Source organism: Streptomyces sp. NBC_01591 (assembly GCF_035918155.1).
In the GTDB taxonomy this organism is placed as follows: domain Bacteria; phylum Actinomycetota; class Actinomycetes; order Streptomycetales; family Streptomycetaceae; genus Streptomyces.
This window is the reverse complement of sequence record NZ_CP109327.1, coordinates 6,690,624-6,705,639: the sequence shown is the minus strand read 5'-3', so window position 1 is coordinate 6,705,639 and position 15,016 is coordinate 6,690,624. Positions and strand designations below refer to the sequence as shown.

Annotated in this window: 5 protein-coding genes; 3 read left to right on the top strand and 2 right to left on the bottom strand. The window is 69.1% G+C overall.

Annotated features, from left to right (window positions below):
• Nucleotide 1 precedes the first annotated feature (1 nt).
• Both OG978_RS30850 and OG978_RS30845 read right to left on the bottom strand, forming a co-directional pair.
• Nucleotides 2-601, bottom strand: a complete 600-nt coding sequence (locus OG978_RS30850; protein WP_326768326.1) for a phospholipase D-like domain-containing protein — start codon at nucleotides 599-601, stop codon at nucleotides 2-4.
• Complete coding sequence (locus OG978_RS30845; protein WP_326768325.1) at nucleotides 588-3,302, bottom strand: DEAD/DEAH box helicase; 2,715 nt, start codon at nucleotides 3,300-3,302, stop codon at nucleotides 588-590. Before OG978_RS30845 ends, OG978_RS30850 begins: the two co-directional genes overlap by 14 nt.
• A gap of 227 nt (nucleotides 3,303-3,529) precedes the next feature.
• Between OG978_RS30845 and OG978_RS30840 the strand changes: the two genes are divergently transcribed.
• The 3 genes from OG978_RS30840 to OG978_RS30830 all read left to right on the top strand — a co-directional run bounded on the left by OG978_RS30840 (nucleotide 3,530) and on the right by OG978_RS30830 (nucleotide 14,114).
• Nucleotides 3,530-10,294 carry a DEAD/DEAH box helicase gene (locus tag OG978_RS30840; RefSeq protein ID WP_326768324.1) on the top strand — a complete coding sequence of 2,255 codons (6,765 nt, stop codon included), beginning with the start codon at nucleotides 3,530-3,532 and terminating at the stop codon, nucleotides 10,292-10,294.
• The gene (locus OG978_RS30835; protein WP_326768323.1) at nucleotides 10,291-12,552 is read left to right on the top strand and encodes a UvrD-helicase domain-containing protein; all 2,262 of its coding nucleotides are present in this window, start codon (nucleotides 10,291-10,293) and stop codon (nucleotides 12,550-12,552) included. The genes OG978_RS30840 and OG978_RS30835 overlap by 4 nt, the downstream gene beginning before the upstream one ends.
• A 209-nt stretch (nucleotides 12,553-12,761) precedes the next feature.
• Nucleotides 12,762-14,114 (top strand): hypothetical protein, encoded by a 1,353-nt coding sequence (locus OG978_RS30830; protein ID WP_326768322.1) that lies wholly within the window; start codon nucleotides 12,762-12,764, stop codon nucleotides 14,112-14,114.
• Nucleotides 14,115-15,016 lie beyond the last annotated feature (902 nt).

Sequence of the window (15,016 nt, the reverse complement as noted above, 5' to 3'; positions counted from 1 at the left end):
GCTACCGCTTTACGCTGCCCGGGCGGCGCCAGAGGTCGATGTCCTTCTTCCATGCCTTGTTGCCGCCGCCCGTCGGGCACTGGCTGTTGTAGCAGCGCCAGTACCAGTTCTCCTTCGCACCGCGCCTGATCTCGATGTCGTCCTGCCCGCACCGGGGGCACTTCGGCGGGCGGGCGAAGATCTCGGCATGCTCGTGAGTGAGGATCTTGCGGGCGAAGTAGGCGCCGCGCATCGTGACCATCACCTCGCGGGTCCAGCTCTGCGACAGGGCGTTGAGGCTGCCGAGCATCACGGTCTTTTCGTCCACGACCACGATCTTCTGATGCATGACGTGCATCGGGACGACCGTGTGGACGACCGCACGCAGGTCCTCGACGAGAGACAGGTTCGCCGGCTTCTTCTGGAGCTGGTCACTGGGGTCGCGGACGAAAACGGTCACCCGTACACCCCGGTCGACCGCCGCGCGCAGCTCCGGGAGGATCATCCGGACGCGCCTGGCCACCCAGGGGGTCCACAGCCACAGGGATGTCCGCGCGCTTCTGATGGCTGCGACGAAGGACGCGTAGAACGTCGTCTCGTCGTCGACATCACTGACCTCCACGTGCCGCGAGAGGACCTCCGCCAGACGGTCGCCGAACTCCCCGCGTGGCACGTTCAGTTCGGGCGGCGTGATCAGAGACTTGGCGGGGAGAACCCGCACTCCGGACGTGCCGATGAGGGCGTCCAGCTGTCCGAACGGGGAGTCCGGCGCCTTCCGTGCCACCTCCCGGATGCGTGTGCCGCTCGCGATGACGTACACACGAGTCTGTACGCGGGTCATGGCCACGTTGAACAGCCTGATCCCGCTGCGCATCCAGTCGCTCGCCTCCGGTGCGCGCGATGCCTTCGCCATCCACAGCGGCCCGGCTGTGTTCGCCCTCGACGGTGTCGAAGACGACGATGGGGAACTCCCGGCCCTGGAACCGGTGCGCGGTGCCGACCTCGGCGCTCGGACCACCATCCCGTTCGATGTCGCGAAGTGCCTCCAACGTGGCCTCGGCCTGGTCTCCGTACGGGGTCACAACGCCCGTGGTCTCGCCGTCCCCGCCGTGCAGATCGATCAGGGCCCGGGAGATGAGGGGGCCCGCGGGCCACCAGCCCTTGCTCGGGCCCGTGAGATGGACATGGGCGAGTTCGTGGAGCCCGTCGGTGTCGATAAGGACGATCTCCGGATCCTCGGGGCTCCTGGGGCTCCGTACGACGGGGCCGGCCTGAAGCACACCGCCGTAGGCCAGGCCGTTCACGAGGCCCATCACGGCACGGCCGAACCGGTTCTGGGTCACCAGGGTCGTACAGGCGGGGTGTGTCCGCGCTGCCGCCGGGTCGGTGATACCGCAGTGCTGGAACACGTCCGGAACCAGCCAGCGCTGGATGTCAGGGCGCTTCTTGTCCTTCAGCGCTCGGGGAACGACCGGGCCCAGCTGCATGAAGTCCCCGAGGAGCACAGCCGTCTGCTGGGCGTGGGAGACGGCGAGCAGGACCTCGGGCAGAGAGGCGGCGCCGACCTCGTCGATGAGGACCACGTCGTAGTGACCGGAGAAGACATGCCGGTTGGTACGGAAGCGGGCCAGGGTCGTGGCGACGAGACGGGCGTTCTTGATGATCTCGCCCTGCGCGTCGCGGGCGAGGCGCTCGTACTCCTCCTGAATCTGCTTGTACCGCTCCTCCAGCGGGCCCTTCCGAGCCGCTTCGGAGGCGACGATGGGACGCAGGGCCGCGGCCTTCCCGTGCCGGGCCGGCCAGCCCTGTTCCTCGGCGGTGGCGATGAGCGTCTCGGCGAGGTGCGCGCGTCCGGCTTCGTCCTCGGCCGTGGCGAGAGCCGTGCGAAGTTCGCCCAGGGACCGGGTCAGGGTCCGGTGGTGGGTGGCGGCGCCGCGCGCCGCCTTGTCACGTCGGTCGATCTCGGTGTCGGAGAAGGGGATCGCCCGAGTCATCTCCTCGGCCTGGACCGCGATCTGGGCCCGGCGGCGATCCGCGATGTCGCGGGCCTTGAGGGCATGGTCGTGTGCCTCTCGGAACTGGACCCCCGCGTCACCGCACGCGGCCTGGGCATCGGTTCGCTCAGCTCGTGAACGCAGCTTGGCGAGCCCTGTCCGGTTCTCGACCTCGCGCAGGTCGCGCTGCGTCTCGCGCAGCCGCTCCTGGCTCTGAAGAGCGGCGGACTCGGCTGCCGTGGCAGCGTGTTCCACCCCGTCGGCCTCGTCGAGGAGGGCGTCGACCTGCTTCCAGAGGTGGCGGGAGTCCTCGGCGTCGTCCCGGTCCTTCAGCGCCCTGTTCAGGTCCTGCTCGGCTGCCGCCAGGCTCTGGCCGACCTCCCGGGCGGCCTTCTTCAGTTCCGACACCCGTACATCGCGCGACGCCGCATCGCCGAACGGCTCGGTCACCAGAGCCCTGGCCTCCGCATAGACCTCCGCATCGAACCGTACGAGGCTCGCCTCCAGCTCCGACAGGTCCTCCGCGCGGCTTCGGATGCCCAGCAGTTCCACTGACACCCGGGCACGCCGACTCTCGACGTCGGCCAGCCGGGCCCGGACCATGAGGGGAAGGGACACCTGCGGGTCGTCGGCGATCTCCTTGAGCTGGGGCGGGCCTACGCGGACGATGTCGCCCGGGCTGTGGCGGCGTCCCCTCATGACGCCCTTCAGGGCGTTGTCCACGGCGATGTTGGTCGCGGAGACGAGCAGGACCCTCTTGCCCGCGGCGATCAGATCGCCGATGGCCAGTGTGAGCACCATCGTCTTCCCTGTGCCGGGTGGCCCCCACACGAGGCGTACGCCGGTCCCCAGGCAGGCCCTGTACGCCTCCTCCTGCTCGGGAAAGAGGCCGGCCGGTACCTCGGTCCGGGCAGGCTCTCCGGCGGGGCTGCCGGAAGCAAGCAGGCTACCGAGCGGAGTGTCCCCCAACCCGGCGATGCCGTCTCTCAGGGTTTCCAGCAGAAAGGTGGGGGGCTGTTGCAGAACCCAGAGGAAGGGATCGACCGGGTCCGCGAATTCGGCGACTTTGACGGTCAGCGACGAACCGCTCTGCATGGTTTCGGTGACGGCGAAGCCGGCCTCCACACCCGATTCCTCGGGCCCGGCGAGACGCAGGCTTTCGAGCTGGTCGGGGTTGAGTTCGGTGCCGCGCAGATCCACGGCATAGCCGCCCGGCTCGCCGGCCCGGGCCGCGCGGCCGATCCTTCGCCACCGCGGGCGCTGACCTGTTCCCCCTTCCACGGCGATCCATTCGTCGACCGCCGTGGTGATCTCCTCGCGCCAGCCCAAAGCTCCCCCTTGTCAGCTCGCGAATGGTAGATCTTACGGAGGTCCCGGCACCTCCTGTTACGTGAAAGCCGTGGCCTCCACAGCGGGAATGGAAAGCTTCGAGACTCGGATCGGTCCTATTCGGCCATGCCCCGGTCCTCGTCAACTGGACTGCGGAACCGCCTGTCCGAGGCCACATATACCGTTGACGCAGCTCACCGAACTGGCACGAAGCGAAGGAGAACGTCGTGAGGCCCACGCTGGCCGCCGCGCAGCTGCGGGGCAGTCTCACCCAGTACCTCACGACGACGTACGCGCTCACCGACGAGGACACCCGTCGGGCGCTGGAGCGGTTCCTCGAGCATCCCGAGACCGGAATGTTCCGCGGCCCCTATCTGCGGATCAGAACTCCCTTCCACAAGGCCGATGCCGGCTGGGAGAAGCACCTGGAGTGGAACCCGGGATTCACCCCGTACCGGCATCAGGCGAAGGCGTACGAGCGGCTGAGCACGCTCCACGGGCCCGCCCTGCCGACGCTGGTCACGACGGGGACTGGTTCCGGGAAGACCGAGTCGTTCCTCGTCCCCGTCCTCGACCACTGCCGCCGCGAGAAAGCCCTCGGCCGGCACGGGGTCAAGGCCGTGCTGCTCTATCCGATGAACGCGCTCGCCACCGATCAGGCCAGCCGCATCGGCGACTATCTCTCACAGCCGGACCTGGCGCAGGTGACGGCGGGGCTCTACATCGGCGACCGGCCGGACACCGACTTCCGCCGGGTGATGACGCGGCGCGAGGAGATGCGGCAGTCGCCGCCCGACCTGCTCATCACGAACTACAAGATGCTCGATCTGCTGCTCCAGCGGACCGAGGACCGCGCGCTGTGGCAGGACTCCAGGATCCAGTACGTGGTGCTGGACGAGTTCCACACCTACGACGGGGCGCAGGGCACGGACGTCGCCATGCTGCTGCGCCGCCTGGCGATGACCACGGGCCAGAGCGAGCCCGGGCGTCCCCTCGGTTCGATCTGCCCGGTGGCGACCTCGGCGACCCTCGGCGAGTCCGGCCCCGGGGCCGGCCCCGGCTCCATCCTGGAGGCGGCGGCGCAGGTCTTCGGGATGCCGTTCTCCCCGGACGCACTGGTGGGCGAGGAACGGATGACGCCCGAGCAGTTCACCGGGCCGGTGAACTACGGTCTGCCCGAACCGCCTTCGCCCGAGGAGGTCATCGCCTGCTCGGGCGGCCCCGATGTGGTGTCCCGTCCGGACAAGCTCGATCTCAACGCCCTGGCGGCACGGATGCTGGGACAGCAGGGCCTGTCCGCCTTCGAGATCGGACGGCTGCTCAAGCAGCACGACTTCACTCAGGGGGTGCTGTCCCTTCTCGACGGGGACCCGCTGAGCGAATGGGAGCTCCGCGACCGCCTCGGCCGGTTCGGGTACACGTGGGGCCGGACCGCCCGGGAGAATCCCCGCCTCGCCCTCGCCGCGCTCGCGCGGTTCGTCGCCCTGCTGTCGGCCGCCCGTGATCCGGAGTCGGACGAGCGCCGCCCGCGGCCCCTGCTTCACGTGGAGACCCACCTGTGGGTCCGGCCGGTCGGCCGGATCGTGCGCGGAGTCGGCCCCGGCAAGCCCGAGTTCCACTGGTACGAGGACGATCGCGCTCGGCGCTCCGCCCTGCCCGCGTCGCCCCCTGAGGGCGACGAGGAGCCCGAAGCCGGTCAGATCGGGTACGTGGCACGCTCGCATCGCGCGCAGTCGGCGATCGGCGCGGACACCGCCGTGCGACAGGCGAGCATAAGGCTGCCCGCCGTGTACTGCCGCAACTGCGGCCGCTCCGGCTGGGCGGCCGTCTCCCCGGAGGCCGATCCCCAGCAGCTCGTGATGGCCCACGACAAGATCTGGCGCGCCAGCGTGGGACGGGAGAAGCGGCGGGTCCGCTATTTCATCGCCGCCACGCCTGCGGAACAGGAGGACACGCTGGCGGCGGTCAGCCAGTCCCGCCCCGCGACGGGAGGCGGACAGCCACCGGCGCTGATCCTGGACGGTGCTCAGGGGACATACCGGCTACCGGTCGCCCAGGACACCGGGAACCTGCAGGACGCCAGCTTCGTCCTGGCGATCACCGAGAAGAAGACCGCCGACCGAGCCGCCGCCGATCAGCGCTGCCCCGCCTGCGACACCGACAACGCGATGCGTTTCCTCGGCACTCGGCCGGCCGCCCTGGCAGCCGCGACAGTGACCCAGCTGTTCACCGGTCAGGAGGTCGCGCTCGAAGCGGAGGAGCGCAAGACCCTCCTGTTCAACGACTCGACCCAGGACGCCGCCCACCGTGCGGGTTACGTGGCGAACCGGTCGTTCACGTTCTCGCTGCGCTCACTCCTTGCGCGCAACCTGGACGAGTCCGGCAAGCCGTCGGCTCTCAACGACCTGATCGGGAACGTGCTCGACTCCGTCGAGGATCCGCAGGCCCTCGCGGCTGTCGTCCCGCCCGATCTGTACGACGAGCCGGGCGTGGACCGGCTGCTCTCCGGGCGGGGCACGGGCGACCTTCGGACCTGGAAGCTCATCGGAGAGCGGCTCGCCTTCGCCACCGTCATGGAGTTCGGGCTCCGTTCCCGGCAGGGCCGCACCCTGGAGCTGACCCGGACGGCGGCCGCCGAGGTCGTCATCGAGGACCAGCACCAGATCACTATGCTCGCCCGCGACGTACACATGGCCCTGCCCGGTCAGCTGCTCGGCACCGGCCTGCCGACGGCCGAGCGCTATCTGGCCTTCGTCCGCGGGTTGCTGGAGCGGGTCCGGCTGCGCGGCGGGGTCCGGCACCGGTGGCTGGAGCCGTGGATGAAGGACGCCGGGGTGACCCGGTTCAAGATCTGGGGCGGCCGGCCCGACGGCATGCCAGCGTTCCCCGACAGTGTGGCCGCGCCGCGCTTCCTGCTCGACGGTGACAAGGGCAGGTCCGACTTCGACTCGACGACAGCCCGCGCCGGCTGGTACCAGGACTGGGCGCGCCGGTGCCTGGGCCTCGACGCCCCCGGGGCGGCCGAGTATCTCCGCAGGCTGCTGCCCGTCCTCGTCGACGAGGGGCTCCTCGCGGTGCGGACGGCACAGGACCGGACGACGAAGGTCTACGGCCTGCAGCCCGGCCACATCGAGGTGCGGCTGCTCGAGGACGACATCGTCAACAAGGCCTTCGTCACCTGTGAGGCATGCGGCTGGCAGCAGGTGGTCCATCCCTCCCGGCGGACCCGCTGGTACGGCCATCCCTGTCCTCGGTACCGGTGCCGCGGGCAGATCACCGCGCCACAACCGGGTCAGGCCACGGTGCCGTCCTCCGGTTCCACCAGCTTCGGCGGCCCCCGGCCGCGCGACTACCGCGATGACTACTACCGGCACCTGTACCGGACAGGTGGCACCTTCCGGGTGGTCACGGCCGAACACACCGGCATGCTCACCCGGCCCCAGCGGGAGCGCGTGGAGCGGGCCTTCCGCGACGGCACCCACTACACCGACCCGAATGTGCTGTCGTGCACTCCGACTCTGGAGCTCGGCATCGACATCGGAGACCTGTCCGCGGTCCTGCTGGGATCGCTTCCGAAGGGCCCTGCCAACTACGTGCAGCGAGCAGGCCGCGCGGGCCGAAAGACGGGCAACGCCCTGGTGGTGGCCTTCGGCGGCCGCCGGGCCCGCGACCTGTACTACCTCGACGAGCCGCGAGAGATGATCGCCGGGGACATCGTGCCGCCCGGCTGCTACCTCTCCGCGGTGGAGATCCTGCGCCGCCAGTACACGGCACACCTTCTGGACCTCGCGGCGCGGGGCCGGCTCACGACGAGCGACGGTGAGCCGCTGCAGCCCACGCCGCGCCTGGTGTCGGCGCTGTTCGGCAGTACGGCCTGGTGCCAGGAGCTCGCGGACGCGGCCCTCGCCCATGGCGCCGTGCTCGTCGAATCGTTCCTGGACCTCTTTCCCTCCCTCCCGGGCCGGCCGGACACCGGGGTCTCCGAGCAGGCCGCCGAGGAGTTGCGTGCGTACGCGTGCGGTGGCATCGTGCGCGCGCTGCAGGAGGCCGAGGAGGAATGGACCGGCCGCGGTGAGGAACTCCGGCGCCGTATCCACGCCATCGACACGGCGATGGACCAGCTCGTGCGCAGCGATCCCGAGCAGGAACGCGAATGGCGCGAGTTGCGCGCCGAGCGCTACGCGACGGGCAACCTGCTGCGCGACCTGAACCAGACCAGTGCCCACGGAGCTCTCGTCGAGCTCGGGCTCCTGCCCAACTACACCCTCTCGGACACCACCACGCAGCTGGAGGCCACCCTCTACTGGACCGAGCAGCCCGAGACCGAGGGGGCCAAGAAGAGCTACCACAGCGAGGTCCGGGACTACGAGCGCTCGCGCCGGTCCGCGCTGTCCGAACTGGCGCCCGGAAACAGCTTCTACGTCAACGGCTACAAGCACGTCGTCCGGGCCCTGGACATCGGCAGTCCGGAGCGTCGTGCCTGGTCGGTGTGGCGGCTGTGCCCCGCGTGCGGCTACGTCCGTACGGAGAACGCCCAGGCCGAGGCCTCGCCCTGCCCCCGGTGCGGCGGCCGGGAGATCGCGGACGCCGGCTGTGTCCAGCGCGTTCTCGAACCGAAGCGGGTCATGTCGCGCGACAAGCGGGACGACGCCCGGGTCCGCGACGACAAGGACGAGCGCGACAGCAAGAGGTACGCCGTCCTCACGACCGTGGACATCGACCCGGTGCACCTGGCCGCGGGCTCCTGGCGCCACGACACCGCCGTCTTCGGCGTCGACTTCACCCGCCAGGCGGTGGTGCGCACGCTGAATCTGGGCCTCGACCGTCAGGACGGCAGCAGCACCGTGCCCCTCGCCGGGGCCGACATACGGATCAACCCGTTCTACGTCTGCACGAGCTGCGGCGGCGCCACCTCCGAGGGGCGCCCGGTCGTGGACCACCACCAGGACGCACTCACCGAATCCCTTGCCGCGGCGACCAGGGCCAGCGCTCACCACCAGCTGTGGTGCCCGCGCCGCAAGGTCCGTACTAGTACCCCGGAAGGCCAGGGGAAGGGGGAGGACGTCCCCCTTCTCCTGGCCCACGAGCTGACCACCGAGGCCGTCCGTATCCTGCTTCCCGCGTCGGTCGCCCGCGTCAAGGAACGCCTCGCGTCCTTCACCGCCGCGTCCATGCCCGACGGCAACGACCCAGAATGGCCTCGTCGTTTCCTCGTCGTCTACGACCGTCTGCCGGGCGGCACCGGCTACCTGCACCGGCTCGCCACCTCCGACGGCTTCCGCGAAGTGCTGCTGAGGGCTCGCGAGGTGATCGACGGCTGCCCATGCATCGAGAAGGGCCTCGACGGCTGCCACCGCTGCCTGCTGCGTCGCGTACCAGCCGGCGACTACGACAAGGTCAGCCGCAACGAGGTCCGGCAGATGTTCGACGAGCTGCTGGGAGCCGACGGCGGTAGCTGGGCCACCTCGCCGGTCGCGGCCACCCACCAGATCCCGCTGGAGCGGCAGGCCGAGAGCGATCTAGAGGTCATGTTCCTGGAGACCTTGGGCGAATGGGCGAAGCAGCCCTCGGCCAAGGCCAGCGCGGACGCCTACACGACCACGGCCGGAACGTACTCTCTGGACCTGCGACTGACCGGCGTCGACGGGGCCACCGTCAGCTGGCGGGTCTCCCAGCAGCGGGTCCTCGACGGCACTCGTCCCGACGTCCTCTTCGAACGCACGGATGCACCCGGTCCGCGGATCGCGCTCTACCTCGACGGATACGAGTTCCATGCCGGGCCGAAGCACAAGGAGAGGCTGGCCGACGACGCCGTCAAGCGCACCCGGCTGCGCGCCGACGGAGTGCGGGTCTTCCAGCTCACCTACTACGACGTGAAGGACTGGCGGACCCGGGTCCGTGACACGGGCTACGCGAGCACGGGGCCTGAGCACCCGGCCTGGGTGCCGTACGGCGAGCAGGGCCAGAAGCGTGCCCGTGACTACTACGCGGGCGTGCACGGCGGCCTGCCGGGCGAGCTGTCCGCGAACCTCTGGGTAAATCCGGCGGACCTTCTGATCGCTCATCTGCGTGCCCCGGACGCTTCCTTGTGGCAGCAGCGCGCCGAGGCCGCCGTCGCGGGGCTGCTGGGCGCCGGGGCCCGCATCGCCGCACTGCATCCTCAAGCGGTCGGGGAACAACTCCTCACCGCGCTGCGGGGCGGCGCCCCTCAGGGGCCCAAGGGACCGGTACAGCTGCTCTCCGCGGTCGACGCGACAGGATGCGTGGTCACGGCTGCTGCGGACGGTCGGCACCGGCCGCCGGTGTGGACCGCGCTGACCCTGCTCGACGACAGCGACCGGGCCCTCTCGGACGAGGCCGGGCACAAGCGACGCTGGCAGGGCTGGCTCTACTGGAGCAATGTGCTGCAGTTCCTGGAGCACGGAGGCGGTGACAGTGTCCAGTTGACGGCCAGCCTGCTGGAGGGCTTCACCACCGACGGCCTCGCCGTCACCGGGGGCTCGGGCTGGCTCAGATCCCAGCGGGTCGAGCAGCCGGCCGCCGTTACGGCGAGTCCCGCCGGAGACCTGGCAGAAAGGCCGCCCGCCCCGGTCATCCCCACATCTCGGCCGGCCCAGCCCTCCGACACGGCTCATGACACCGACTGGGAGCAGGTACTGGAGTTCCTCGACCCCGATGAACCCGGTCTGCTCCCCCTCAGCCAGGGGCTTCGCGCTCTGGGCGTGGTGCCGCCGGAAGCCGGTTACGAGCTGGACGAGCACGGTTGGATGGCCGAACTCGCCTGGCCCTCCGCCCGGATCGCCGTGGTGACGGCCCACCGTCCGGCCGATGGGGAACGGGATCACGATGCGGAGGACCGGGACAAGGCCTTCACCTCGGCAGACTGGCGGATCCGCACAGCCGCCTCCTGCACCGCCCTGGACATCAAGAACCTCCTCGCCGCGGCGGAGGGCGAAGACACGGACACGAACGACGGAGACCAGCAGCGATGACGACCACGGGCGTGACCCTGCGTCTGCTCGACAAGGCGGACAAGGAGATCCTGAGGCTGCCGCGTGCGGTCAAGGGCGCGATCTACGACTTCCAGCACAAGTTCAAGGAGAACCCTCAGCTCCGGGGCCTTCGGCTGAAGCAGCTGGAAGGCCACGACCGGCTCTGGTCGGCCCGCATCAACGACGAGTACAGGGTCCTGCTGCTGCGTCTGGCGGACACCGACTGGCTCATCGTCTCCGTCAAGCACCGCAAGGAGGCGTACGAGAAGCTCGACCGGCTCTCGTACGGCATCAACCGGATCACCGGCGGCATCGAGTACGTCGACCTCCAGATCGTCGAGGAGAGCGTCCTTCGCCGAGCGGCGACTCCGGGGCCCGCCACCGCCCCCACCGAGCCTGCCCCGGCACCCGCGCCCGCCCCTGTCCCGCTGTTCGCCGCGTTCTCCGACGAGCAGCTCACCGACCTCGGCGTCGCGGGACCGCTCGTACCGGTCGTCCGGACCCTGACCACCGAGGATCAGCTCCTCGGTCTGGCGGAGTACGCCCCTCAGCTCACCTCGGAAGTCCTGCTCGCACTCCACGACGGTGCGTCGTACGACGCGGTGCTGGAGCAGATCACCAGTCCCGTCTCCGTACCGGACCCCATCGACACCGACGACTTCCGGGCCGCCGCCGAGCGGCCGGCCACCATGGTCACGACGACGGACGAGGCGCTGCGCGAAGCCCTGGAGGGCGGCGACTTCGGTCGGTGGAAGGTATTCCTCCACCCGACCCAATCCCGGCTCGTCGAACGCGAGTACTCGGGTCCCGCCCGGGTAGGGGGTGGACCTGGCACCGGCAAGACCATCGTGGCCCTGCACCGGGTCAAGCACCTGGTGGACCGGCTGCCTCCCGGCCGTAACAAGCCCGTCCTCCTCACCACGTACAACAAGAACCTTGCCGCCGACCTCAGGTCCCGGCTGCTCCAACTGGGCGGCGAGGAGCTGTTGGCGCGCGTGGAGATCAGCCACGTCGACCAGCTCGCGCTGCGCGTCGTACGCGAGGCCGAGCCCGGAAGCGCCAAGCAGACGCTCGACGAGAGCCAGGCTCTCCGTGAGTGGCGGGCCATGCTCGACGAGCTGGGCGAAACCGGGTGGGACGCCCAGTTCCTGCACGACGAGTGGTCGCAAGTCATCCTGGGCCAGGCCGTCGTCTCCCGGACCGAATACTTCCGTGCGCGGCGAGCCGGCCGGGGCAAGAACATCGCACGAGCCGAGCGCGCCGAGATCTGGCAGCTCGCGGAGCGGTTCACCCAGCGACTCGACCGCCTCGGACGGCAGACCTGGGAACAGGTCGCCGAGCGCGCGGCCCGGCTGGAGATGGACCGCGAGCGGCGGATCCAGAACGTCGAGCGTCAGCGGGAGGAGGCGGGCGGTCTTGACAACATCCATCTTCAGGCCGGCTCCGCGGGCTGGCTGCGGCACCGCTTCCAGCACATCGTCGTCGACGAGGCACAGGACCTGCGGGCCGCGCACTGGAAGCTGCTTCGGGCGATGGCACCGCGTGCCGCCAACGACATCTTCCTCGTGGGCGACACACACCAGCGCATCTACGGCAACCAGGTCACGCTGGGAAGCCTCGGGGTCCACATCCGCGGACGCTCGGCCAAACTGACATTGAGCTACCGAACGACCCGGCAGATCCTCGGCTCCGCACTCGGTGTGCTCAGCGGCGAGAGCTTCGACGACCTGGACGGCAGCAGCGAGGACCTGGCCGGGTACAGGTCCGTCCTGACCGGAAGCCTTCCGCAGTTGCACGGTTGCGACGACTGGGAGTCCGAGCAGGAGTCGATCGCCGCGCTCCTAGCCGACTGGATCGCCCTGCCGACACCGCCCGGGCAGATCGCCGTCTGCGTTCCGACCAACGCCATGGCGAGCGAGCTGGCTTACACCCTGCTCGCCCACAAAGGGATCAAGGCCGTCGAGATCGGCCCCGAGGGTCCCCGTGGAGACGAAGGCGTCCACATCGGCACGATGTTCCGCTTCAAGGGACTCGAGTACCAGCGCATGGTCATCGCGGGGGTTCGGGACGGACTCGTGCCCCGAGAGGCGGTCACCCGCCTACGGAACGCCGATGCCGTCCGCTACCGGCGCGAGCTCCAGCGGGCCCGCTCTCTGCTCTTCGTCGCGGCCACCCGGTCCCGGGACAGCCTCGCCATCTTCTGGCACGGCCGTCCGAGCCCGTTCCTCGAACCGCTCATGCGCTTGCCCGCTTCATGAACACCCGGGCAGGAGGATCGCCCTGGGGCAGGAGGGTCTCAGGACGGCTCAGCCGCCTGGTCGTCTTGGTCATACGAGTGCTGGCTCGGTCGCCAAATTCACGATGAATCATCGCCATTCGCACGGCTGATTGCCGGCTGCTTCACCCTAAAGGCGGGACCTGCCCAACAATATGATCCTCAAGTCCCGCAAGATCCAGGAGAGCATAAATGGTCGCTGTCGCACTGGTGCACAGCACTGCGCTGATGGTGGAACGACTCCCCGAAAACCCTCCAGCGTGGCTGCACCGTGGCGAGCGAACCTTCGCATACCCCCACAAAGACTGGAGAAAGCCGCGCGTATGGTGCCTTGCCTTCTTCACGGACCGTCATACCCACTACGAGCGGCGCAGGATCATCGGGGTGGGCAGCGTCTTCCCCGGCAGACGGTCGGGTACGTACGAACGGGCCTTGATCACACGCGACTTCACCACACTCCAGTTGCCCTTGCCGCTCGTTGATCTCGAGGGCGCCATGGGTGCCAGCCGTCGCTATCTCCGCGACGACGGCCGCTTGTCTCCTGCAGCCGGCGACAAGTTGCTCGACGCCGTCCGGCGTCAGCGGCCGGAACTGAACGAGACACTCGACGGCCTGGAGAACAGCCTGGGAGCCAATCCTCCGACTGGGGAGGTGGGAGAACGGCTGAGCCTCGAGAAGGACGCTGTAGGCACCCTGCTTGAGGCTTTCGGCGCCGATCGCGATCCACTCGAAGCATGGCAGCCGCCGCTCGGCGAGAACGATCCCCGTTCACGATACGTACCCTTCCTCGAAGGGCTGCCCGCCCTCCGGCAGATCGAGGACCAGCAGATCGTCCATGACTACATGCGCTTCCCCGGCATGGCGAGTGAGGACGCCGTGCAGGTCGGCTGGCGGATCTACCGCCGGAACTCTGACTCCCCCCATCGGCTGTTCGTGTACAACGCCAACCGCACACATGCCGAGACTGTCATGGGCGTCGACATGATCTACGTCAACGAACACGCGCGCAGCGTGGCGACGGTCCAGTACAAGCGCATGCGCCAGAGCGGACGCAGCTGGGTCTACTGGCACGACGGCACTGGTGAGCGGGAGCTGGACCGGATGAAGGCCGTGGACGACCAGTGCAGGGCTGAGGACGAACTGGCTCGGACGAGCCAACAGAGCTCCAGGCCGCTGGGGGACCCGCGCCTGGTCACCACGCCGAGCATGGTCAAGCTGTGCCGAACAGTTCCCTTCATGATGAACTCGGCCGCGCTCATACCCGGCATGTATCTCGCACGACAGCATTTCCGGGAGCTGCTTCAACGCCCCGAGTCCGATGGGCCGTCCGGCGGGAAACGCATCATCGAAGACTCGGTTCCCCGGTATCTGAACAACACCACCTTCACCACCTTGCTCAGGGACGGGTGGATCGGCACGCGCGATACCAGCTGGGACTACATCATCGACCTGATACGCGAGAGCCTGTCCCCCGGGGGGCCGGGATCCGTCGTCGTCGGAATGCACCGAAGCGAAGTCGCTCCCGGAAATCGTCGAGTCAACTGATAGGCACCGCATCAGGCGGACGGCAAGTCACTCTGCCCTGCCCATGGCGTCTATGGACCTGCCTTCCCAGGCAACACCGATCAGTTGAGTGATCGGTGTTGCCTGGAGAGGCCGGCAGCGGGGCCCAGGCCGCTGAAGCGGATTCAGGCGTGGTGGGCGGTAGCCATCCACCCCTTCTAGGAGCCCCTCCCCCACACGGATCAATTCTCTCCCCCGGAAGGGGAGCCCCCGTGACACCCCATCAGAATCCGCGCCGGTCGTGCGTCAACCGTGCGTCACACGCGTCGAGATATCGCACGTAACGCCCATAATGCACATCAGTCGAAACCGCAGGTCAGCGGCCCTTTTCCGCAGGCTCCAGAATCGCCACGCACTCCACATGATGCGTCATCGGAAATACGTCACGGGGATCGACATTCAGAGAACCTGCAGGTCAGACGCGGCGTGACCGCTCCCGAGGAGCGGCCTGCACATGCCCGGAGCGTCAAACGAGCGTCACGGCCGAGACCGGTCGGCCCTGCTCAACGCGTGTCGACGGCAGCCCCGCACACTGCCAGAAGCAAGGACGTGGGATTGTGCGGAATCACCGGTCGGTGCTCGCCCCCGGGTGCCGGCCACCGTCGAAGCGTGCCCGCACTGCGGGGTCGTCGAGCAGTCGGCACGGGTAACCGTCGGTGCGTACAGATGTGGCCTCGTGACACAGTGGCTCGCCGCAGGTACGGGACATGGGGGCTGCGTCCGGTGGAAAACACCCCCACGAAGATGCCCTCCTCACCCACCACCCGTCGTCGTCCGCGACGCCGTCTGCCACGGCGTCGACCTGCAGCCTCCGGCCACACTCACGGCGGCCGGCTCCGGCTTACGGACCCGTTCGCCGAGCCGACCAACCTCGACGGTCGCCG